Here is a 23953-nt window from a genome sequence, read left to right as displayed (position 1 = left end):
TTACAGCAATGAAGCCATTCCCGTCCCATCGCGGCGGGCGCTACCATCGGCCGGAGCCACCTTCGGACAGCAGGGAATGCAGACGTTGCCGGTGCCAGGCAGGCGCAGATGGGCCGGGGTGATCACCGCGCTGCTGCTGTGTACGGGGTGGGCCGTGCAGGCCCACGCGGAAAGCCGCGCGCGCGGCGCCATTACCTACACCTCCCCGCAGCAGGCGCTGGCCGCACTGCGTGCGCAGCCCTCGATCAGCGAGCGCCAGGAGAACGACTGGATCGTGCTGCACGATCCGGCCGGGCCGGTGTTCTGGTCCGTCACCACGCCGGCCAATGGCTGGCACCCCTCGATTGTCCGGCGCGAGCTGGTGGCCGAAGACGGTCAGGTGGCCCTGCAGATGTCGGTGAAGTGCGGCGTCTCAAAGCCAGACTGTGATGCGCTGGCGCAGAGCTTCCAGGCGAGCAACGAGCGTCTGCGGCAGCGCGCCGTCGTGCAGGTGCAGGCCGCACAGCCGCTGGCAGAGGAGGATACGTCGGACGAGCGCACGGCCGCGGAAATCGGCGAGAACGCCCGTATCCGCGAGGCGATCTTCAGTGGCGAGGCAGGCGGCCCGAAGCTCGCCGACTATCCGGTGGCGAAGGTCTACAGGGGGCCAGCCGCTGCGCTGGACATGAGTACGCGTGAAGCGCGCATGTTCAAGACACGGATGTCGGCGGCACTGAAGGACGGCAAGGTCGAGTTCGCGGGCGAGTACACCGTCGCTGGCTGGGGCTGCGGCACCGGTTGCTTCTCGCAGACCTTCATCAGCCTGCGCACCGGCACGCCGCTGCCGCAGAGCCTGGGCGGGGAACTCGGCCCGAACATCGTCAGGATCGATCCGCACAGCGCGCTGGTGGTGGCCGAAGGCACCGAGTACGACAGCAACTACGACAGGACCGGACACTACGCCTACTTCTATGTGCTGGAAGGGCACACGTTGAAGCTGCTACGGAAAGTGACGGTACCGGAAGCGCTGGACGAGGACTGATTGTCCGTCGCGCTGCGGTGGGTGCTGCATTTCACCGCATCCTGCAAGGCCTTCAGCCACAGTAGCCGCCGTCCGCGTGCTCCCGCCGCGTCCAGACTGCCCAGCATGACCGATCTCCATCGCCTTCGCGGCCGCATCACCGCGCTGGTTCTCAGCGAGGCCTGGCGCCGGCGCGCCGCGTTGTGGGGCGGCGCCGTAGCCGTGGCACTGGTGGCGATCCTGTTCGCCAAGGCCAGCGACGCGGCCTTCCATGTGTTCCAGCGCATCACCGCGCACTCGCCGTGGTGGGCCCTGCTGCTCACGCCGGGCATCTTCGCGCTGCTGGCCTGGTTGACCGCAGGTGTGCTGAAACCGACCCGCGGCAGTGGCATTCCGCAGGTCATCGCCGCGCTGGACAAGCCGGATGAGTCATTCCGCAGCAGCAATCTCTCGCCTGCGGTCTCGGCCGGCAAGCTGCTGCTGACCTCGCTGTCGCTGCTGGGCGGCGCGTCGGTGGGCCGCGAAGGCCCGACTGTGCATGTGGGCGCCAGTCTGATGTATCTGTTCGGGCGCTGGTTCGGCTTCAAGGATCCGCGTGAGCTCTCGCATTTCCTGCTGGCCGGTGGCGCCGCCGGCATCGCTGCCGCGTTCAATACGCCGTTGGCCGGCATCGTGTTTGCCATCGAAGAACTCAGTGGCCGCTTCGAGCATCGCTTCTCCGGCACCTTGCTGACTGCGGTGATCGTCGGCGGCGTGGTGTCGTTGGGCCTGCTCGGCAACTACACCTACTTCGGCCATGTGAGCGCGCGCCTGCCGCTGGGCCAGGGCTGGCTGGCGATCCTGCTGTGTGGTGTGGTGGCGGGCCTGCTGGGCGGCCTGTTCGCACGCGCGGTGCTGGCCAGTGCCGCGGGTCGGCCGCGTTGGCTGGGCCAGCTGCGGCAGCGCCATCCGGTACTGCTGGCCGCTGCCTGCGGTCTGGTGGTGGTGCTGCTGGCGTTGGTGTTCGGCGAAGGGGCGTTCGGCACCGGCTACGAGCAGGCGCGCAGCCTGGTGCAGGGCCAGGCGCTGGTCGGCCACGAGTTCGGACTGATGAAGCTGCTGGCCAATCTGGCCTCCTATGTCGCCGGCATCCCCGGCGGCCTGTTCTCGCCGGCGCTGGCGGTCGGCGCGGGACTGGGCCACAACCTCGCCGTGTTGATGCCCGGCGTGGACCCGCGCGCGTTCGTACTGCTGGGCATGTGTGCGTACCTCACCGGCGTCACCCAGGCGCCGTTGACCTCGGCGGTGATCTCACTGGAACTGACCGACAGCGGCGATCTGCTGCTGCCGATCCTGGCCACGGTGCTGATTGCGCGTGGCGTATCCGGGCTGGTGTGCCGGGTGCCGATCTATCGCGGGTTGGCGGAGTTGCTGCTGATGCCGGCGGCAGCGCGCGAACGCGCCAGCTAGTCGCATCGAGGGAATATTGACCAAGGTACGCACCGATGGCATGGGCAGCGCGGCCTGATACCGGGATGCGGCGTCTGCCGATGGTCACGCGCGTGATGCCATGGAAGGCTGGGCCATGCGCCTGTCACCTGCCAACGCCTTCCACGGCATGTTCCACTCGCTGCTTCATCTGCTCATGCCGTTGCGCTGCCTGGTCTGTGGTGACCCGGGCCATGATGATCTCGACCTCTGCCGCGCCTGCCTCGCCGATCTGCCCTGGTCCGGCCGTGCCTGCCTGCGCTGCGCACTGCCGCTGCCGGACACCGCGCTGATCGTCTGCGGCAGTTGCCGCGAGGAAGCACCACCGCAGGCCGCCACCCATGCCAGCCTGCTGTACCTGCCACCGGTCGATCAGTTGCTGGTGCGCTACAAGTTCCACCAGGATCTGGCCGCCGGACGCCTGCTGGTACAGCTGATGCTGCGTGCTGCACCGCCGTGGTCGTGCCCGCCGCTGGCCCCGGTGCCGTTGCACAACCGGCGCCTGCGCCAACGTGGCTACAACCAGGCTGCGGAACTGTGCCGGTTGTTGCCGATGCCGGTCTGGCACGGGCTGTACCGGCGTCGGCATACCGCACCGCAGTCCGAGCGCAGCGCCGAACAGCGCCGGGAGAACCTGTTCGATGCCTTCGATGTGCGCGGGCCGGTGCCTGCACGGTTGACCGTCGTGGACGATGTGATGACCACCGGCAGCACGGTCATGGAGATTGCCGAGACGCTGCGCCTGGCGGGCGCCGACGAGGTGCGCGTGTGGGTCTGCGCGCGGGTGCCGTGATCGCCGCTTTCATGGGGAGGGGCTAGGATGGGGGCGATTCCGGATCGAAGGAGTGGCCATGAATTCCCCCTTGTCTCCCTTGTTGTCGGCGGTTGGGCGCAGCTGGTGGATCCTGCTGCTGTACGGCCTGGTTGCGTTGGGCTTCGGCATTGTTGCCGTCGGCTGGCCGCTGTCGGCGGCGATGGCGCTGGCGTGGACACTGGGCGTGGTGGCCATTGTCGAAGGCGTGATCAGCCTGTTCGCGCTGGTGACCGGAGGCAGTGGCGCTTCGCGGGGCTGGCTGGCCCTGTATGCCATCGCCTCGCTGGGCTTCGGCATCCTGGCGGTGATCAATCCGCTGGCCACCGCCAGTGTGCTGGTGCTGTTCCTGGCCGCGTGGCTGTTGGTGGCCGGCATCTACCGCATCGTGTTCGCGATCCGCGTGCGCAAGCAGATCCAGGGCGAGTGGCTGCTGATCCTCAGTGGCGTGCTGGCCGTGGTGCTGGGTCTGTTGTTCGCCGCCAACCCGTATGCGGGTGTGGCCGTGACCACGTTGTGGATCGGCATCGGCAGCCTGTTGTACGGGCTGTTGCAGGTGCTGGTGGCATTCAAGCTGCGGAAGCTGAAGTGAGGGCGCTGCTTCCGGTGGTGCTGGGTGCGGCAATGGCTCTGGCCGGCTGCATGCCAGCGGCCACGCCCGGTACGCGGGTGGGAGCGGACCGCCCGCCACTTCCCGGTGTGGATGTGCGCCTGAGCGCGGTCGATGCGGCCGGCAAGGGCGTGCCGATGCAGTGGCAGGACGAGACATTGACGCTGCGCGAGCCCCGATTGCCACCAGCGCGGACATCGCCGATGTGCGCTCTGTGCAGGATGACTACGGCCTGACGGCACTGCAGATCCGCTATCGACCCGAGGCGCACCAGCGCATCCACGATGGCACGGCGGCCATGGTCGGCCAGCGCATGGCGATCAGCGTGGATGGCCGGGTGCTGATGGTGGCAACGGTGCAGGGACCGTTCTCTGAATCGATGAATCTGAGTGGGTTGACCGGTAGTGATGCCACAGCGCTGGAGAAGCACATCACCGGGTCTGCGCCGGTGGAGCGATAGGGGCGGGCAGGTGCGTGCAGAAGGCTACACATTCACCTTTTCGGTTGAGGAGTGGACGCTCCGGCTCATCATGACGCTGGAAGCTCCATAAGAGATCGAGGCCGCCGGCCTTGAATCCTGGGTAGGTGTAGTAGCGTGGATTGCGTGGGTCATTTTCGGAGAACTGCGATGGGATCCGGTATGCGTCTCCACAGTGTCCATTTATGTATTTCCCTGCGGGGTAAGTCGACTCATCAGCGATTGGCCATTCGCTGATGTAACTCTCATCCAGCACCGGGCATAGCCTTCCTCCATCGAGGATCAATGCGAAATTGGCGGCGGCTGCGACGCGCTCCATCGATCTGCGTGGTTCCATGCCCTCGCCCGCGTTGGGCAGCCGCATGCGGTAGTAGATCTTCGCGGTGGGCCACAGTCGAACGCCGGAGACTCGTACTTCCGTCATTCGATCACCAGTTGCATCAGGGGCATTGGAATCGACCACTACCCCATGCTGGTCGAAGATGTAGTAGTACTCGACGTTGTGCGCTGCCGGATTGTCACGCGAGATGATTGCCCGGAACGGCCAATCCTCAACGGGACGGTAGCTACCGGTACCGTAAGGCGGGGGCATTGGTGAGCCGAAGGGAAGCTTCCAGTGGGCCTTGTCGTCGGGTGGAGTGACGTCGACGTAGGGATCCTGTCCCTCCTCCGGTCGACACTCATAGATGCGACCCTCCGTCGTGCGTATGGTGACAGGGGGGCGGACAGTTGATTGGGCCGATGGCGCTGCCAGGTAGCCTCTCAAAATCCGAGTGGAAGTCTGCGGCTGCTGCGATAAGTAGAACCTCGATCAGCTTCATGGCTGTTCGTTCCCCACACTAATATGAAGGTGATGCTCATGGGTCGCGTCAGTGCGAATGGCGAGATCACCGGAGTTCCCTGCAGTTCTAACGCCTAGGTCACCATAGGTGAGTGCCCACGGTCCGCCCAGCCAGCCGGCTACAAGTTGCGCTCGTGCGTTGGCAATGTACTCATGAACTCTATGAGAAAACTCACGCATTCTGGTCCTTTGCGGAGACTCATCTCCGCCAGTTCTTAGCGGATTGGAGGCGGGCGAGATTCTGCGATGGAAGTGGATCGCGACAATCTGTGGTTGGCCATTCTCATCCATTACTGTTGCCCGAACGTGCGTGATGTCCAAGGCTGACGCGTAGCGGTGTCGAGTAGAGCCGACGTGGGGACGCCACGCCCCTGTGACCCGTACGTACGTTATATCCAGGTCATTCATCATTCTCAGCAGAAAATCCATCGTTGCTGGATACGTCCGTCGCAAGGATTCATCCGCTGTCATGCGATTTCTGGGCTGTCCATTGTCTTCGAGGAACGACAGTCTGCCTCTTCCGCCAGTGGTCGATTGGTGATTGAACTCCACCTCTCGTCCACCGATAGTCAGAAAGCGATCGTGTGTGCTGTCACCCGCACCAGTGCCGACGGTCAGTCCTTCACCGTAGAAGGTAGTCAATGCTTCCCGATAAGCACTGCCTTGCACAATTGGATGCTGGGTTCCGTAGGTGCGTGAGGCATCGGCCCAGAGTTGGAAGGATATGAGGTGATTCCCAAGGTCAAGGGCGCTCTGCAACTCTTGGTCCTTGTGAGCATCAGTGAACCTGAGTACATCCCGGTCATTCGGAATGCTGTCATCTCCAGCTCCTCGTGTACGCGAAAGGCTATTGGGATTCAATGTCCGTATAGATAGAGTGCAGTCTGAATCTTCATTCACTTCAAGTTCTACCAATGGTTGAACTTCACGTCCGCTCTGTCTTCCGTCAGCGAGCACGTGCTGCTTTATCTCGAATACGTCGTTCTCGACAAAGTTCTCTGTGGGTTCTTTAACGTATAGACGGTAGCAGCCTGCTCCTCCGACTCTGACAAGAATGGTTCCAGTGCTATTTGTACGCTGGACAAAGTCGGATGGATGTGGAGCAACTCTCCATCTGTCGGGAGCTTCCGGCGTGGCATGTACAACCACGTATGGCAGGATGGAGGCGGGAGAAATCCGGCCATTGCTCTTCATCTGCAACTTGATCTTGGCGTAGTACACCCGATCTAATTGGCAGACGGTCATGGTTACGCCGTCGCCATCAATCTCGGTGTGGAAGGGGACCTGCAGGGGCCGGATCGGTCGATTCATTCGATGTTCTCCTCTACCAGGTCAGATCGGTTCCATCTGCAGCGGTACAGCAATGGCGGGGGCAATGATGTTCACCTGCTTGTGAATGTTTGCCTCATGCTGAAAGCTGCCGATCAGGGCCCACGAGCCATCGTCACGCTGCACTTCTAGCGAGAGAATCACGTTACCATCCAGCAACCACGGGTTCTCTGCGTTGGTGGCTGAACCTTTGTTGTGTGTGTGCAGTCGGACGCCAGCACCATTGGCGCTGGTGATCGCCGCATGCGTTCTGCCGCGTCCATCGCTCAGGCGATAGTGCAGGCCTTCGACGGGTGTCCCCAGGGATGTGGAGAATCTCAGGTCGGTGATTCCGTTCGACACCGGGTGCTCATGGGCAATCAAGATCAGCTCCTTCTGTGTACAGGGAGGGCATGCAGGCATCAGCAACCGCAGGCGTTGTCTTCGTCGATGACCGATTCCTCGATGCGCCATCGGCCGCGGCCGATGTAGGCGGTCACGCCTGTCAGCGCTTCTGTGGCGGCCGTAATGCTGCGCCCACTGTCATCGGTAACGCCCTGAGCCAATACCTCGCCCGCAGCGGTGACAATCTTGTAGTACGTACTGGGCCGCGCCCGCTGCTGCGCATCCACTACCCGAAGCTTCCCGCGATACTTCAAGCGCGGCGCAAGCTGCCTCGGCAACGCGACGATGCCTGCGGGCTTGAACTCTCCAGCCATGAACGGATGCTCACCCGCCTTGACCTTGAACTCGCCCGGGCAGCTGAAGGTGATGTTGCCGCCCTCCAGTGTGATCGCGCTGTTGCCGGCCTGCAGCACCACCTTGGTCTGCGCCAGCACGTCGATGCGGTCGTCGGTGGCGGTGATGGTCAGTGCCTGATCGCTCAGCAGTTCCAGTTCGCCATCGTTGGCCTGCAGGCTGACCGGACCCTGCGCGGCGATCACCCGCAGCGGGCCGCTCTGCGCGAACAGCGAGACATGCTCGCCCGACACCGTGGCCAGGGTCTCGCCGGCGCTGACGTGCAGGTCCTGCTGCACCGTCATCTGCAGGTTCTGCCCGGCATAGGCCACCGCGCTGGCCGGGGTGGTCCAGGCGATGTGGTGCGGCGCTTCGGCCAGCAGCAGCGGTGTGCCCAGCCGTTCCACCGGCTGCTCGCCGGGGCTGCGGCCGTCGCTGCCGGGCTTCATCGCGCTCTGCCCGTTCACCTCGCCCTGGAAGCGGCCCTGCGCCTTCGGGTCGATCTGTTCGCGCAGCTGCTTGGTACGTTCAAACTCGGCCAGGCCCGGCACCTGCTGCTGGGCCAGGGTCTGCTGCATCTGCTCCAGGCTGCGCTCGGCGCCCTTGAGCTGGGCCACCACGCTGGCGTTGTCCATCACCGTGGAGGCCGCGCGTTCCTGCAGGCTGGCCGACAGCAGCAGGCCTTCGCCGGCATGCACGTTGCCCCAGCCCTGGGTGGCCAGTTCGAAGCCCTCGCCACGCAGTGCGCCGCGGGCCGTGTCCTGGTGCGCGATCAGGTAGCCCAGCTCCAGCCGGCTGTCGGCCAGCGAGCTGTGCAGGCGGGTGCGCAGCTGGCCCGGCGTATCGTCCATCACCCATTGCTGGGTGCCGCTGCCGTCATGGGCCTGGGTGTGCAGGCCACTGAGCACGCCGGGGTGGCGCGCGTTCTCGTCGATGCCGCCGCCGAACGGCGGGGCCACCTCGCCGTTGTACAGCTGGCCGGTGATGCGCGGCTGGTCGATGTCGCCGTGCAGGAATTCCACCAGCACCTCGCTGCCCACCCGTGGCAGGAACGCGGTGCCCCAGTTCGGGCCGGCCACCCATTCGGCCACCGCCACCCAGCTGCCGCTGGTGTGGTCGCCGGGCGCATGGCCGGGCTGGGCGCTGCCGGTGTCGGTCAGGCCGCCCGGGTTGGGTTGGCTGCCGCGCTGCCAGCCGAACTGGATGCGCACCTGGTGCTCGCGGCTGGGAGTGACTGCGGTGTTGGCGATGCCGACCACGCGGGCGGTCTGCGGGCCATGCAGGGTCGGCCGGTCCTGCGGCAGGGCGCGCAGCGGCACGCCGGCGCCGGTAGCCAGGAAACTGTTGCGGTAGGCGCCGCGCTCCAGCGCCGGGCTGCCCAGCAGCTCGGCGATGCCCTGGTCGAGATTGTTCAGCGCCACGTGCTGCACCGCCAGCAGCTGGAAGGCCTGGCCTTCGTGCTGCGGGTGCTGGGCCAGGCGGAAGGTGCTGCCGGCGGCCAGCTGGCGCTCGCTGCCGCTGCCGCTGTAGAGCACCTGGCCCACGCGCAGCGCGTCCAGCCGCGCCTGCGCTTCGGCATCGGCCCAGCCGGCCTGGGCGAAGCGGCCGGCGCGTGGCTGCACATAGACTTCCAGCGCCGGCAGGCTGCCGGCGTCGGCGCTGGACTGCGCGGCCACCGCAGTCACCTGCTCGCTGTGCCAGCTGGCCACGGTACTGGCGTTGGGCACCAGCTGCTGGCGCTCGGCGAAAGCGGTGATGCCGTCACTGGCCTCGGCCATGTCGGCGCGATGGAAGCGCACCCGGCCAGTGTCGGGCAGCTCGGCCCCCGGCTCGAACACCACCAGCGTGTGCGCGGCCTCATCGCCCTGCGCCTGCTCGATGCGCCAGGCCAGGCCGGCCTCGGCCAGCAGGCGGGTGACGAAGGCCCAATCGGTCTCGCGGTACTGGGTGGTGATCGCGCGTACCGGCAGTGCGGCCTGCACGTCGAAGCGGAACACCGCCTGCGGATAGTCGGCGAAGATCTGCTCGCAGATCGCGCGGGTGTCCAGGTCCTGGAAGATCACCGCGTTGCGGCGCAGGCGCAGCAGCGCGGTCCACGGCTCCAGGATCAGCCGGTAGCGGGCCAGGCCGCCATCGCTGCCCAGCTGCGCCGCTTCGGTGCACAGCCCGTGCCATTGCCGCAGCGCGCCGTCGGCCTGGCGCAGCTGCAGGGTCAGCGGCTGTTCCAGCCACGGGTCCAGGTCCAGGAACGCATCGGTGGCCAGGCAGTCGATCTGCAGGCGGTTGTCGCCGCAGACCGTTTCGGTGCCTTCGAAGCGTTCGACCACCCACGCCTCGTGCAGCCCCTGCAGACGCAGCTGGCGTGGCTGCCGGGCGTCGAGCGTGATCGCCCGCATCAGTGCGACAACAGCGGCTTCCGTGCCCATGCAGAATCTCCCTCGGGTAGTGGGAGAACTGTTGGGCAGGGCGCCGCCGGTGACGACGTGTCAGAGCATTCCTGTGGAGTGGATCACGCTTGCCGACATCAGATCAGGCTATTCGCGACAAACTCCTAAGAATGGGGCAGTGCATTCACGACGCGGCAATCAACCGCGCTTCCCTGCAAACCGCGCTTCGATCTCTTCCAGCGACTTTCCCTTGGTTTCCGGCAGCCACAATGCGGCCACCAGGAAGAACACGAAGGTACACGCTGCCCAGAACACGAACATGCTGGCGTAGCCGTAGTGGCCCACCGTGGGCAGGAAGATCGCGGCGATGGTGGTGGACACGAACTGGTTGATCAGCAGCGCGATGCTCATGCCGTTGGAACGGATGCGGTTGGGCATCAGCTCGGACAGCGCCAGCCACACGCAGACGCCGGGACCGACGGCGAAGAACGCGACGAACACCAGGATGCAGGTGGCCACCGCCCAGCCGTGTGCGGGCGGCGGCACCGGCCCGATGCGGGCCTGTTCGATGCGCAGCGGTGCCTGCACGGCGCTGGCCGGGTCGGCGAACGGGTTCAGATGGAGCTTGCGGAAGAACGCACCGATCACGCTGTCCGGCTGCACGGTGCCGGCGCGCTCGATGCGCAGCTCGCGATCGGTCAGGTTGTCGCTGCGCAGGGCGCGCACATTGGTGAAGTCACCGTAGGCGTACGACACGGTCAGCTGCATCGGCCGGCCTTCGCTGTCGATGCCGGCGCCGAGGCGCTGCCACTGCGCGTCATCCAGCACCAGCTGCAGGCCATCGCCACTGACGGCGGCCTGCAGCTGCGATTGCACGTCAGCGCGGCCACGCTCGGCCTGGAAGAACAATGTCGCCGCGGCCAGCAGGGCCACGCAGATGCCGCCACTGCCGAGCATCAGCAGGAACTTGCGGCCCTTGCGGTCGACCAGCAGCAGCGCGACCACGGTCATCACCGCATTGAGCAGCTTGATCGCCACGTCGGCGCTGTTGGCCACCGAGCCGGACAGCCCGGCCTGGTTGAGGATGTTGACCGCGTAGGCCAGCACCGAGTTGATGCCGGTGGCCTGGGTGCAGGCCAGCACCACGCACGCCAGCAGGAACGGCACCACATAGCGGCGGCTGAGCAGCGGATCGCGCTTGCCGTCGCTGCTGCTCGATTCCGGCGCTTGGATCTGCGCCAGCGTGGTCTCCACCTGCGCCGCCGGCAATACGCGTTGCAGGCTGCGACGGGCATCATCGACGCGGCCGCGACGCACCAGCCAGCGCGGCGATTCGGACAGCCAGAAGATGCCGGCGCAGAACAGCAGGCCCGGTGCCAGGCAGCTCCAGAAGATGGTGCGCCAGGCATGGTCTTTCACCGTGAACAGCTCCTGCGCCTGCTGCGCGACCGGCAGCGAGCGCACCGCTTCGGCGGCCGCATCCACGGCATGCGCGTGGTACAGGCCGATCAACGCGGCCAGCACCAGGCCGATGGTCAGCAGCAGCTGGAACATGGCAGCGCCACGACCGCGCCGCTCGGGGCTGAGGACCTCGGCCAGGTACAGCGGCACCACCACGCCGATCAGGCCGCCACTGACGCCCTGCAGTAGGCGGCCCAGCAGCAGCGGTGTGTAGCCGGAGGCCAGCGCCATGATCGGAATCGAGGCGGTGAACAGCACGCCGGCCAGCAGCATCGCACCGCGGCGGCCGATCAGGTCGGCGACCATGCCGGCGAACAGTGAGGACAACACGCTGCCCAGCAGCACCGCCGCAACGACGAAGCCGAGCTGCTGGCTGCTGAGCTGCCAGGCGTGGCTGGCGGTGGCCTCCAGGTAGGGCAGGGCGCCGGCGATGATGCCGATGTCGATGCCGTACAGCAGGCCACCGAGGCCGCCGATGAAGAGCAGGTAGCGTACGGGCCAGCGCGGGGCGGTGCTTGCGGTCATCAGCAGGTTCCCTGGGAACGTTTCAGTGCGGATTGCTTTCGTAGAGTCGAGCTTGCTCGACTGAGCGCGCATGGCGTGGCAGAGCAGTCGAGCAAGCTCGACTCTACGAACGGCGGTGCGTCAGGCGTTTTCGGTGTTGCGAAGAGCAGTACTTCAGGCGTGTACAGCGTTCAGATCAATCACATGCCCGCCGACCACCACCTGCTGCAGGCGCAGTTCGGCATCCAGCACCACCAGGTCGGCGCGGGCGTCGGGCGCGATGCGGCCGCGATCGCCCAGGCCCAGGTAATCGGCCGGGAAAGTGGAAACGCGCTGCGAGGCATCGGCCAGCTCCAGGCCGACGCGCACCAGGTTGCGCAGCGCCTGGTCCATGGTCAGCGCGCTGCCGGCCAGCGAACCGGTGGCCAGGCGCACGCAGCCTCCGCACTTGTGCACGCGCTGCTCGCCCAGCGCGTACTCGCCATCGGGCATGCCGGTGGCGGCGGTGGCGTCGGTCACCGCGTACAGGCGAGGGATCGCGCGCGCGGCCAGACGGATCACGCCGGGGTGGATGTGCTGCAGGTCGGGGATGATTTCGGCGTACTGCGCATGCGCCAGCGCGGCCGCAGCGATGCCCGGGCGATAGTGATCGACGCCGGTCATGCCATTGAACAGATGGGTGAAGCCGGAGGCGCCTGCCTGCAGCGCGGCCACGCCGTCCTCGTAGGTGCCGGCGCTATGGCCGAGCTGCACGCGGATACCCATCGCCGAAAGCGCGGGAATCAGCGCGGTGTGCTCGCCGATCTCCGGCGCCAGCGTCATCACCCGGATCGGCGCCAGCGCATGCAGCTGCTGCACCAGTGCCAGCGTCGCCTCGATCGTGCGGTTGGGCTGCGCGCCCAGCCGCTGCGGGCTGATGAAGGGGCCTTCCAGATGCACGCCGGCGATGCAGGCGGCCTCCGCATCGGGTGCCGCCATGGTTGCGGCCACGCCCTGCAGCGCGTGCTCGATCTCGTCCAGGCCGGCGGTCATGGTGGTCGCCAGCAGCGTGGTGGTGCCGAAGCGCAGGTGGGTGCGGGCGATGGTGCGCGCCACGTCGCCACCCTGCATCAGGTCCACACCCGCCGCGCCATGCACGTGCAGATCGATGAAGCCGGGCAGGATCACCGGCAGCTGCGGATCATCGCCGCCGCTGTGGTCATCCACCTTCAGTTGGCGTACCTGCGAATCGAAGTGGACCTGGCCACGCCGCCAGCCCAGCGGGGTGAGGACGCGGCCGTGCAGGGAGCGGGTGTCGGTCATGCGGGTGGCTCGGCGATGATCACTTCAATGCCGAGACGCTGCAGGCCCTCACGGGTCGCATCGTCGATACCGGCATCGGTGATGATGGTGTGGATCTGGTCCAGCCGGGCGATGCGGTGCAGGCTCACGCGGCCGAACTTGGAGGCATCGGTGAGCACCACGACGCGGCGTGCGCGCTCGACCATGCGATGGTTGAGGCGGGCTTCGGCCTCGTCATGGGTGGTCAGGCCGAACTGCAGGTCCAGGCCGTCCACACCCAGGAACAGCGTGTCGAAGCTATACGAGTTGAGGCTGGCCTCGGCCTGGCTGCCCTGCAACGACAGCGACTGCTGGCGCAGCAGGCCACCGGTCAGCAGCACGTTGATGCCGGGTGCATTGGCCAGTTCCCAGGCGATGTTCAGCCCGTTGGTCATCACCGTCACATCGCGATGGGCGCGCAGGTGGCGGGCCAGCGTCATCGTGGTCGAGCCGGAATCGATGATGATGTTGTCGCCAGGCCGCACCAGGCGCGCGGCGCACGCACCGATCGATTCCTTCAGTGGCAGGTTCAGCGCGTCCTTCTCGTGGATGTCCTGTTCCTGCGGCGGCGTGCGCACCAAGGTGGCGCCGCCGTGGGTGCGGTTGGCCAGGCCCTGCGCTTCGAAGTGGGTCAGGTCGGCGCGGATGGTCACCGCCGACACGCCGAAGCGCTCGACCAGATCGGCCACCTGCACCGAGCCATGCTCGATCAGCAGCTGCAGGATCTGTTGCCGGCGGGAGCGGGTGTTGCGCATGGCCATTCTCGGTTTCGCGGGGAAAGGTAGAGATTAGCCGTTCGCCGCAGCGGCGACAGCCGAGCGTGCAGCCTGTGCGCGGGTTCCGGCCTGGTTGGCGCTGCACGCACGGGCGTACTCGCCCAGGCACAGGCCGACGCGGTGCTGCGCCAGCGCGGTGGGCGTATTGGCAAGGGTGCCCTCGCGCACGGCGCGGTACTGTTCCGGCAGGTACTGGCTGAGCAGCACCAGCGGCGGCGCGTGCTGTTCCAGGTTGGCGAACAGGGTCTGCACCGCCTGTACCAGCGCCGGCTCGCCCCAGTAGTAGCGGCAGCGGTCGCTGAAGGAATAGCTGCGCAGCAGGCGCAGCGCGGCCTCATCGCCCTGGTAGTAGGACTGCCAGTACTTCGGCTGCGCCACCATCACCTCGTCCAGCACCTGCGGCAGGCGCGAACACTGGGCGGCCGGCAGCAGCTCGGCCTCGATCGCGGCCAGCGCGAACAGCGCTTCGCGGTAGGCGAAGGTGGCGGCCGGGCCGACCTTGAGGATGGCGAAGTGGTCGCGCACCAGCGCGTGCAGGCCGCTCTCGCGCTGGTAGTCGGTGGAGTGCGCCTCGAACACGATGCGCGGCTGCTGTTCGAGGAAATCGGCCAGCGTGCTGGCGGCAGCGGCGTCGTACTCGTGCACGCTGCTGTGGTCGAAGTCCACGCCCGGCTGCACCACCATCGCGATCACGCGCTGCCAGGCATCGCGCAGCTGCGGCGTATCGAAGGCCTGCTGGTGGATGGCCAGGGTCTGCGCGGCGGCGGCCGGCGTGGTCACCTGCAGGCCTTCGGCCAGCGAGGCTTCGCCGCCGGGAATCGGTACTTCGGTACCGATCACATAGACCGGCGGCGGCAGGCCGTGTTCGGTTGCGGTGCGTTCGGCAATCTCGGCCAGCTCGGCCGAACGTGCAGCGACGATGGCATCGGGCAACGGCACCGGATCATCGGCGCAGGACATGCTGCAGTCCAGGTGGATCTTGTGGAAACCGGCGGCGACATAGGCTTCGATCAGCACGCGCGCATGAGTCATCGCTTCGGCGGCCGGGCGCTTCTGCCAGGCATTCGGGCCGAGGTGGTCGCCGCCCAGGATCAGCCGTTCGCGCGGGAAGCCTTCCTCATCGGCCAGTGCACCCACGTAGTCGCGGTACTGCGGCGGGGTCATGCCGGTGTAGCCGCCGAACTGGTCGACCTGGTTGGAGGTGGCCTCGATCAGCAGCACGGTGCCGTGCGCCAGCGCCACGTGCATGGCCGCGCGCAGCACCTGCTCGTTGCTGCAGCAGACACTGTACAGGCCGACATTGGCACCGGCGCGGTGGGAGGCAAGCAGGGTCTGCAACGGGGACATGGTCAGGCTCCGGTCGATCAGGAAAACGAAGGTTGGCAGGCGAGCAGGGCGGCACCGCGTGCGCCGCCGGCATCACCGAAGCGCGGCGGCACGATCGGTGGGACCTGCACGCCGTTGAACAGATGGGCCGAAATGGCCGCCGGCAGCTGCTGGTACAGCGGCGCGTACTGCGACAGGCCGCCGCCCAGCACGATCACGTGCGGGTCCAGCGCCAGCACCAGTGCGGCCAGGCTGTGGCCGAGCAGGTCGCGGTGGATGTCCAGCGCCTGGCGTGCACGCGCATCGCCGGCCTCGGCCAGGGCGATCACCGCGCTGGCGTCGGCGGCGTTGCCACCGAGGTGGCGTTCGATCATCGCCAGCCCACTGCCGGAGACATAGCGCTCGACGCAGCCCTGCAGGCCGCAGGCACAGTCGATCAGTGGCAGGCCATGACGCTGCAGCAGGTGGCCGGGCACGCTCCAGTGGCCCCATTCGCCGGCCAGGCCGTTGAAGCCGGACAGCAGGCGGCCCTGCAGGCAGAAACCACCACCGGCACCGGTGCCGAGGATGGCGCCGAACATGCTGGGGTAACCGTCGGCGGCACCGCCGTGTGCCTCGGACAGGGCGAAGCACTGCAGGTCGTTGCCGAAGTGCAGCCGGCGTTGCAGCCGCGCCTGCAGATCCGCCGCAACACTGTGCCCGGTCAGCGCCGGCACGTTCGCGCTGAGCTGGCGGCCCGTGCGGCGGTCACGCACGCCCGGCAGTGCGATGCCGATGGCCGCGTCGCTGCGGCCCAGTGCGGTATCCGCCTCGGCCACCAGCCCCAGCATGGCCTGCAGGAAGCCGTCGTAGTCGCCCTGCGGTGTGCTGACGCGGCGGCGCCAGGTCACCTGCATCGCTGCATCGCACGCCACCAGTTCGATCTTGGTGCCGCCGATGTCGATGCCGTAGCAGGCGTGGGCGATCAGCTCAGCCATGATGGATGGTGACGCCCTTGACGACGCGGTTGACGGTGCCGTCCGGGAACGGGTTGTCCGGGGTCAGGCCCAGCGCGGCCGAGCGCTGCAGTGCGAACAGCTGCGCAAAGCCCAGCCACACCGGCGCCAGCCATGGGTCGTCCAGTGCCGGCACGGTGAGCGTGTATTCGTCGTCCGCACCGATATCCGCATGCGGGCCGATCGCCAGCACCTGGCCGGCCACGCCGTCGCGGCGCAGTTCTTCCAGCAGGTCCTGTTCGTAGCGGCGCGCCAGCGGCTGCACGCTGCGCAGCACGACCACCAGGGTGTCGCCATCCAGCGTGGACTTGGGGCCGTGGCGGAAGCCGAGGGGTGTTGGCCAGCGCCAGCACGCGGCCGGCGGTCAGCTCCAGCACCTTCAGCGCGCACTCGCGGGCCAGCGCTTCCAGCGGACCGCTGGCCAGGTAGATCACCCGGTTGAACGGGCGCTGCGCCAGTGCCGCGACCGGTGCATCCCACTGCGCCAGGCCTTCGCGGCCGAGCGCGGCGATCTGCTTCAGGCGCGCGACGCGTGCCTCCCACGGCGAGCGATCGAACACGGTCAGCGCGGCCAGCAGCATGCAGGTCAGGCTGCTGGTCATGGCGAAGGCGCGGTCGCAGCTGGCCGAGGGCATCAGCAGGGTGCAGGTGTCGGCACGGCCGGCACCGCGACGGGCCAGTTCGCCATCGGCGTTGCAGGTGATGTCGAGGAAGCGCGCGTCATCCACATCGCTGCGCACGCGCTCCACGGCCGCCACGCTTTCCGGGCTGGAACCGCTGCGGCCGAACGACACCAGCAGGGTCGGGCGGTCGCGCTGCAGGTACAGCGCCGGATGGGTCAGCAGGCTGGTGGTGTGCACCACGCGTACGTCGGCGGCCCACTGTGCGTTGATCGCATCGGCCACCATCTCGGCGATGAAGCCGGAACTGCCGGCGCCGGTGAACAGCACGCGCTGGTTGGGATCGTTGAGGCTGTCGCCGAGGAAGGCCTGCAGGCGGTCGCAGGCACGCGACAGGTCCTGGGCGAGGGCTTCCCACAGCGCAGGCTGCTGGGCGATTTCGGTAGCGGTATCGGCTCCGCCCAGGCGCTGCCAGGCGGACACATCGGAAAGCAGGGTGACGTCCATTCGGAGGTTCCAGTTGGGCCAGCGCACCATCTGCGTTTTCTTTCGAAATGTCAAATAGCGAAAGCAAAAAGAAAGAAAATCTGACGCCGGCTTCGCCCTGTGTCGCCCCTGCAGGAAAACGCAAGAAACGACCGCATGCCGTATCGCACAATGCTTAACAGGCGCCTGCAAGCGCTTACACAAAGTATTGCAATGCACAAACTTTCGTTTCAAAGGAATATATCTTCCTTTTTCCTTTCAATTTGTTGACATCTTTCGAATCGCTGGCCTAGAGTCGGCCCAATCGCTTTCGAAACGCCCGGTGAACGGGTTGGGAGTCCGCGTGGAAAACTGCGTTCGTCGCTCGCCGCTGCTGCTGGCCTTGTTGCCGGCGTTGATGCTGGCGTCCACGTCGGCCCATGCCGAGCCGGTCGGCAACCTGCGTTCGGTCAGCGCCAGCGACAACCGCGACGGCGTGCGCGGCTGGGACCTGCAGACCGACAGCGGCGCGCGCATCCGCATCGAACTGCCGGCTGCCGACATCATCCGCGTGCAGGCTGGGCGCAAGGGCACGCTGACCGGCGCCGGCGACAAGGCCGCGCCGATCGTGCTGCCACAGCCCAAGGCGAACGTGCAGGCGCAGCTGGAAGAAGACGCGCAGGAGATCCGCGTGCGTACCGATGCGCTGGTGCTGCATGTGCAGCGGCAGCCGCTGCGCCTGCGCCTGGAACGCCTGGGCAACGGCCAGCCGACCGCCCTGTGGCAGGAACTGCAACCGCTGGACCTGGATGCTGCGCAGAGCGTGCAGGTGCTGTCCTCGCAGGCCGATGAAGGCTATTACGGTGGCGGCCAGCAGAACGGCCGCTACCAGTTCAAGGGCCGCGAGCTGGAGGTGTCCTATTCCGGCGGCTGGGAAGAGGGCGACCGCCCGAGTCCGGCGCCGATGCTGCTGAGCAGCCGTGGCTGGGGCATGCTGCGCAATACCTGGAGCGATGGCAGCTACGATCTGCGCGAGGCCGACCAGGCCACGCTGCTGCATCGCGAAGACCGTTTCGATGCCTACTACTTCGTTGGCGCGGACCTGCCGAAGCTGATCGAGCGCTACACCCAGCTGACCGGCCGCCCGAACATGGTCGCGCGTTGGGCGCTGTCCTACGGCGATGCCGACTGCTACAACGACGGCGACAACGCGAAGAAGCCCGGCACCGTGCCCGAAGGCTGGAGCGACGGCCCGACCGGCACCACGCCGGATGTGATCGACAGCGTGGCCAAGCAGTACCGCGCCCACGACATGCCCGGCGGCTGGATCCTGCCCAACGATGGCTACGGCTGTGGCTACAAGCAGCTGCCGGAAACGGTGAAGGGGCTGGCCGGCTACGGCTTCCGCACTGGCCTGTGGACCGAGAACGGCGTGGACAAGATCGCCTGGGAAGTGGGCAAGGCGGGCAGCCGCGTGCAGAAGCTGGACGTGGCCTGGACCGGCAAGGGCTACCAGTTCGCGATGGACGCCAACCGCCAGGCGTTCAACGGCATTCTCGACAATTCCGATTCGCGCCCGTTCCTGTGGACGGTGATGGGCTGGGCCGGCATCCAGCGTTATGCGGTGGCCTGGACCGGCGACCAGAGCAGCAGCTGGGACTACATCCGCTGGCACGTACCGACCCTGGTCGGCTCCGGCCTGTCCGGCATGGCCTACGCCAGCGGCGATGTGGATGCGATCTTCGGCGGCAGCGCCGAGACCTTCACCCGCGACCTGCAGTGGAAGGCGTTCACGCCGGTACTGATGGGCATGAGCGGCTGGTCGTCGAACGCACGCAAGCATCCGTGGTGGTACGACGAACCCTACCGCAGCATCAACCGCGACTACCTGAAGTTGAAGATGCGCCTGACCCCGTACATGTACGGGCTGGTGCACGACGCTGCGCAGACCGGCGCACCGCCGGTGCGTGGCCTGATGTGGGACAACCCGCGCGATCCGCATGCGCAGGATGAAACCTACAAGTACCAGTTCCTGCTTGGTCGCGATCTGCTGGTGGCGCCGGTGTACCGCAGCCAGGCCGCCAGCCGTGGCTGGCGCCGTGACATCCACCTGCCGGCAGGCGGTTGGATCGACTACTGGGATGGCCGCCGCGTGCAGGCCGGCGCCGACGGCCGCCAGCTCGACCGCCAGGTGGACCTGGCCACGCTGCCGGTATTCGTGCGCGCCGGTGCGATCCTGCCGATGTACCCGTCGATGCTGTTCGATGGCGAGAAGCCGCTGGATGAAGTGACCTTCGATCTGTACCCGCAGGGCGATTCGCAGTACACGCTGTACGAAGACGATGGCAACACCCGCCGCTACCAGCAGGGCGAGTCGAGCACGCAGCGGGTCCGCGTGCAGGCGCCGGCGCAGGGCAGCGGCCCGGTGCAGGTGCAGATTGATGCCGTGCAGGGCCAGTACAACGGCCAGCGGGCGCAGCGTCGCTATGGCCTGCGCGTGCTCAGCCGGCAGGCGCCGCGTGCGGTGCAGGCCGCTGGCCGCGCATTGCCGGCGCTGGCCGATGCCGCCGCGTTCAACGGCGCAGCTGAGGGCTGGTACTTCGATGCGGCCGAGCGTCGCGGCACCCTGCACGTGCGCACCGCCGCCCAGGACATCCGCCAGCCGCTGCAGCTGCAGCTGGACTTCGCGGTCGCCGCCGCCGCTGCCGACGATGCCTATCCGGCCGCGCCGGTGCTCGGCCGCGAACTGCCGGCCGACAGCCTGCTGGTGGTCAACCGCCCGGCCGAAGAACCCGGCCATGCGCTGGAAAATGCCTTCGATGATTACCCGGGTACCTGGTTCCGCAGCGTGCGCAACCAGGCCGTGCGCACCGGTGCGCATGAGTGGGTGATCGGCTTCGGCGAGCGCAGGATGATCGATGGCATCGACATCGCACCGCGCAACGACAAGAACTGGAAGCACGGCCAGGTACGCGATTACGAGGTGTACCTGGGTGACAGCAACGGCGAATGGGGCGAACCGATCGCGCGTGGCCGCCTGCAGCTGAAGGAGGGCGTGCAGCGCATCGACTTCCCGGCCCACGCCGGTCGCCTGCTGCGCTTCCGCGTGCTGAGCGTGCAGAACCCCGAGGGCGATGGCGCCAGCAGCACCGACCCGATGGTCACTGCGGCACAGGGCAGCGCCCGCGCCTTCGATGCGCTGCAGCCGCGCGACGTCGGCCCGATCGCGCTGTCCACCTTCCACATCCTCGAACACCAGGAACCGGAGCGACCGGCCCGGCAGCGCTATCTCTCCGAGCTGCCGGTGCCGGCCGCGCTGGCCAGCCAGGTGCGCGCCGACCAGGCCTTCCATGGCGATGCCGGCATGCGCATGAATGGCCTGCAGTTCCGCCGTGGCCTGGGCGTGGGCGCCAGCAGCCGCATCGACCTGCGCCTGCAGGGCGGCTGGCACCTGCTGCGCGCCGACCTCGGCATCGACGACGCCTGCCGCAACGCCGGTGGCCTGCAGTTCCAGGTCTGGGGTGACAACCGCCTGCTGTACGACAGTGGCCTGGTGAAGGCGCCCGGCGTGGTCAAGCCGGAGCTGGACATCCGTGGCCTTTCCAGCCTGAGCCTGCGCACGCTGGGTGCGCAGGGCAGCCAACCCGCCCAGGTCTGCGCCAACTGGGCCAACGCCGTGCTGATCGGCCAGGAGGGCGACTCCGCCAGCATCGTCGCCCCATGACCCCCACGTAACACCGCTCCTCCCCCGCCCAATCCGACTACGGCCCTCATGGCCGTGGCCCGGGAGCGTTTTGCCCGCCGAACGCCTACGCGCTCACTTTTGCGCTGCACCCCTGCCAGGAGAGAACCCCGATGTTGCCCGCACGCCACCACCGCCCCCCTGTCGTTCGATCGCTCCGCTGTCGCTGGCCATCGCCGGCGTGCTGCTGTCGGTCGCCGTTCCCGCCTTCGCCCAGGACAGCAAGGACAAGGCCACCGACCTGGCTCGCATCGAGGTCACCGGTTCCAACATCCGCCGCACCGACGTTGAAACCGCTTCGCCGGTGCAGGTGATCAGCAAGCAGGACATCCAGAACATGGGCGCGCGCACGCTGCTGCAGGTGCTCGACAACCTGCCGGCTGCACGCCCGGCACAGCAGGATGCGCGCTCGCTGTTCACCGGTTCCGACGGTGCCTCCCAGGCCAACCTGCGTGGCCTGGGCGCGCAGGGCACGCTGGTGCTGCTGAACGGCCGTCGCCTGTCGTACTACGGCGCACCGGCCGGCTTCCAGACCCAGTTCGTCAACATCGATGCGATCCCGGCCGCCGCCATCGAGCGCATGGAAGTGCTGACCGACGGCGCCTCGGCGGTGTACGGCACCGACGCGGTGGCCGGCGTGATCAACGTGATCACCAAGCGCAACTTCCAGGGCGCCGAGATCACCTTCACCAACGACACCTCTTCGCGCATCGACTCCTACGGTGAGCGCCAGGCCAGCATCACCGCAGGTTTCGGCGACCTGACCGAGAACCGCTTCAACATCTACGGCGCGGTGAACATGTACCGCCGCGACGCGATCCCGCTGAGCGACTTCTACGACAAGCGCCCCGACCAGTACTACGTCAACAACCCGAACTATCTCAACAACCTGCGCCTGGGCGTGGGCAGCAAGCCGGGCGAGTTCAACCCCGGCAGCTATTTCGCCTTCGATCCGGTCACCGGCCGCCGCGTGCAGGAAGCCGCGCCGGGCTGCAAGAACGTGCTGACCAGTGAAGCGGCCGGTCCGCGTTGCGTCTGGGAAACCTGGATGAACAACGAGATCGATGCCGGCGCCAAGTCCGAGCGCAACACCGCCTACCTCAACGGCACCTTCCTGGTCGGTGACAGCACCGAGATCTTCGCCGAGGCGACCTACACCGACATCGACCTGCGCGCCAACGGCGGCACCCCGCGCACCTACGGCACCACCACCGGCAACCCGACCAGCTGGTTCTCGCGCAATACCGGCAACAACGTCAACCAGTTCCTGTACCCGTTCCTGGGCCCGAACAACGAGTACAACCACGCCAGCCCGCAGATGAAGGCGATGATGGGCGGCGTGGTCGGCCTGAACTACCTGCTGCAGGATGCCGGCCCGAGCTACTTCGGCCAGCGCAACACCGACAAGAGCTACCGCGTGCTGGCCGGTGCGCGTGGCAGCCGCGGTGACTGGAACTGGGAAACCGCGTTCGCCAGCGCCGGTACCCACTCCACCACCTACCAGACGATCAACGTCAACACCAAGGGCTTCGAGAAGGCCTTCGGTCCGTACACGATCGATCCGGGCACCGGCCGGGTGATCATCTCCGACCACCCGGCGTACAAGTTCGGTGAAATCAGTGAAGCCAACGCCGCGCTGATCCGTGAAGCGTTCCCGACTTTCGACATCCAGTCGTGGACCCGCCTGCACACCCTCGACGGCAAGATCGAAGGCCCGCTGTTCCAGCTGCCGGCCGGTGAGATGCGCGCGGCCTTCGGCTTCAACGCCAGCCGCGAAACCTTCTACACCCCGGGCAACGCCGACGCCGCCAACGGCCTGATCACCCAGCAGGGTGGCTCGTGGTTCGACGGCAAGCGCAACACCTATGCGCTGTTCGCCGAGACCGTGGCGCCGATTACCGACAAGCTGGAACTGGATGCGGCGGTGCGCGTGGACAAGTACCCGAACTTCAGCGCCAACGTGGCACCGAAGATCGGCTTCAAGTACCAGGCCTTCGACCAGCTGATGCTGCGCGGTACCTATTCCACCGGCTTCCGCGCACCCAGCCTGGCCGAGTCCGGCAATGGTGGCGTGTTCGCGCAGCTGGGCGGCTTCCGCGACGAGCTGCGCTGCAACGAGACCAATGCCATCGCCAACCTGCTGCTGAAGTCGCAGCGGCCGGGTGACGTCGACCTGGGCAAGAACCTGCTGAACGTCGATTGCAGCCGCACCGTGGCACGCATGACCCAGCCGAACAAGGACCTGAAGCCGGAGAAGGCCAAGATCGCCACCCTCGGCTTCGTCTACGAGCCGGCCACCTGGCTGTCGGTGTCGGCCGACTACTGGTTCATCTACCGCGACAATGAAATCGTCGCGCCGGACTACCGCCGCATGGAAGACATCATCTCGATGTCGCGCTCGCCGATCACCGACAGCGACCGCGCCAACCTGGCGCAGCTGGCCTCGATGTGCTCGGACCCGGCCAGCGGCGTGAGCTGCCCGTCGGTGCTGCCGGGCTACTCGGCCGGCAACGTGGCCAGCGTGGTGGGCCAGTACAAGAACCGCGGCAAGACCCTGATCGATGGCTTCGACATCGATGCGCGCAGCCGCTTCTCGCTGGGTGACTGGGGCAACCTGAACCTCGGCCTGGCCGCCACCATTGCCAACCGCAACCGCTTCTACATGGATGCGGAGAACGGCTGGTACTACGGCGACGTGGTGGGCTACTACAACAACCCGCGCCTGCGTGCCACGCTCAACGCTGACTGGACCTACAAGCAGGTGACCACCAGCATGTTCGTCAACTATGTGGGTGGCACCAAGTGGGCTACCGACCAGATCGACGAAGAGAGCAACAACAAGGAAACCTGCACCGGCGGCTACCTGGCCCTGCAGAAGAGCAAGTGCGACGGCGCACCGTCGTGGTGGACCGCCAACATGAGCGTCACCTGGCGCCCGGATGATGCCTGGAACCTGAGCTTCACCGTCAAGAACCTGTTCAATCGCCTGCCGTTCTACGACCCGAACAGCTTCCTGGGTGACTCCAGTGACTACGCAACCATCTTCGGCCGTGGTTACAGTGTGACCATCGGCTACCGGTTCAAGTAATTCCGTTTGCGTGACC

At 66.9% G+C, this 23953-nt stretch carries 15 protein-coding genes and 2 pseudogenes; 7 read left to right on the top strand and 10 right to left on the bottom strand.

Annotated elements, in window-relative coordinates:
• Positions 1-118 precede the first annotated feature (118 nt).
• From N4G47_RS18555 to N4G47_RS18535, 5 genes and pseudogenes are all read left to right on the top strand, one after another.
• On the top strand, positions 119-1021 hold the full coding sequence (locus tag N4G47_RS18555) for a hypothetical protein (RefSeq protein ID WP_475289397.1): 903 nt from the start codon (positions 119-121) through the stop codon (positions 1019-1021).
• Positions 1022-1126: 105 nt separating this feature from the next.
• Positions 1127-2449, top strand: a complete 1323-nt coding sequence (locus N4G47_RS18550; protein WP_475289393.1) for a chloride channel protein — start codon at positions 1127-1129, stop codon at positions 2447-2449.
• Positions 2450-2564: 115 nt separating this feature from the next.
• The gene (locus tag N4G47_RS18545) at positions 2565-3260 is read left to right on the top strand and encodes a ComF family protein (RefSeq protein ID WP_475289389.1); all 696 of its coding nucleotides are present in this window, start codon (positions 2565-2567) and stop codon (positions 3258-3260) included.
• A gap of 58 nt (positions 3261-3318) precedes the next feature.
• Complete coding sequence (locus N4G47_RS18540) at positions 3319-3870, top strand: HdeD family acid-resistance protein (protein ID WP_295571584.1); 552 nt, start codon at positions 3319-3321, stop codon at positions 3868-3870.
• A 50-nt stretch (positions 3871-3920) separates the two neighbouring features.
• Positions 3921-4348, top strand: a pseudogene (locus N4G47_RS18535) (SecDF P1 head subdomain-containing protein).
• Here the strand turns inward: N4G47_RS18535 and N4G47_RS18530 are convergent.
• The 10 genes and pseudogenes from N4G47_RS18530 to N4G47_RS18485 all read right to left on the bottom strand — a co-directional run bounded on the left by N4G47_RS18530 (position 4320) and on the right by N4G47_RS18485 (position 17149).
• Entirely contained in the window at positions 4320-4958 is a 639-nt protein-coding gene (locus N4G47_RS18530) for a hypothetical protein (RefSeq protein WP_475289383.1), read from the bottom strand. The pseudogene N4G47_RS18535 and the gene N4G47_RS18530 overlap by 29 nt on opposite strands.
• Positions 4959-5183: 225 nt before the next feature.
• On the bottom strand, positions 5184-6518 hold the full coding sequence (locus tag N4G47_RS18525; protein WP_475289379.1) for a hypothetical protein: 1335 nt from the start codon (positions 6516-6518) through the stop codon (positions 5184-5186).
• 21 nt (positions 6519-6539) lie between these two features.
• Positions 6540-6899 (bottom strand): hypothetical protein, encoded by a 360-nt coding sequence (locus N4G47_RS18520; RefSeq protein WP_475289375.1) that lies wholly within the window; start codon positions 6897-6899, stop codon positions 6540-6542.
• 38 nt (positions 6900-6937) lie between these two features.
• On the bottom strand, positions 6938-9649 hold the full coding sequence (locus N4G47_RS18515) for a type VI secretion system Vgr family protein (RefSeq protein WP_475289978.1): 2712 nt from the start codon (positions 9647-9649) through the stop codon (positions 6938-6940).
• Between the two features lie 189 nt (positions 9650-9838).
• Complete coding sequence (locus N4G47_RS18510; protein ID WP_475289372.1) at positions 9839-11626, bottom strand: MFS transporter; 1788 nt, start codon at positions 11624-11626, stop codon at positions 9839-9841.
• A 153-nt stretch (positions 11627-11779) separates the two neighbouring features.
• Positions 11780-12907: an N-acetylglucosamine-6-phosphate deacetylase gene (locus N4G47_RS18505; protein WP_475289368.1), complete on the bottom strand. Its 1128-nt coding sequence runs from the start codon at positions 12905-12907 to the stop codon at positions 11780-11782.
• Complete coding sequence (locus N4G47_RS18500) at positions 12904-13680, bottom strand: DeoR family transcriptional regulator (RefSeq protein ID WP_107232922.1); 777 nt, start codon at positions 13678-13680, stop codon at positions 12904-12906. Before N4G47_RS18500 ends, N4G47_RS18505 begins: the two co-directional genes overlap by 4 nt.
• A gap of 33 nt (positions 13681-13713) precedes the next feature.
• The gene (locus N4G47_RS18495; RefSeq protein ID WP_475289361.1) at positions 13714-15048 is read right to left on the bottom strand and encodes a D-tagatose-bisphosphate aldolase, class II, non-catalytic subunit; all 1335 of its coding nucleotides are present in this window, start codon (positions 15046-15048) and stop codon (positions 13714-13716) included.
• Positions 15049-15065: 17 nt separating this feature from the next.
• Positions 15066-16004: an ROK family protein gene (locus N4G47_RS18490; protein ID WP_475289356.1), complete on the bottom strand. Its 939-nt coding sequence runs from the start codon at positions 16002-16004 to the stop codon at positions 15066-15068.
• Positions 15997-17149 (bottom strand): annotated as a pseudogene (locus tag N4G47_RS18485) (SIS domain-containing protein). The gene N4G47_RS18490 and the pseudogene N4G47_RS18485 overlap by 8 nt, the downstream one beginning before the upstream one ends.
• 322 nt (positions 17150-17471) lie before the next feature.
• Here N4G47_RS18485 and N4G47_RS18480 point away from each other — a divergent pair.
• Together N4G47_RS18480 and N4G47_RS18475 are read left to right on the top strand one after the other, a co-directional pair.
• Positions 17472-20831 carry a TIM-barrel domain-containing protein gene (locus N4G47_RS18480; RefSeq protein ID WP_475289353.1) on the top strand — a complete coding sequence of 1120 codons (3360 nt, stop codon included), beginning with the start codon at positions 17472-17474 and terminating at the stop codon, positions 20829-20831.
• A gap of 199 nt (positions 20832-21030) precedes the next feature.
• A complete protein-coding gene (locus tag N4G47_RS18475) occupies positions 21031-23937 on the top strand; it encodes a TonB-dependent receptor domain-containing protein (RefSeq protein WP_475289349.1) in 2907 nt (968 codons plus the stop codon).
• Positions 23938-23953 lie beyond the last annotated feature (16 nt).

Source organism: Stenotrophomonas sp. GSD10 (assembly GCF_056172695.1).
Note: the sequence above shows the minus strand (reverse complement) of the source record. Positions and strands in the feature narration are given on the sequence as shown.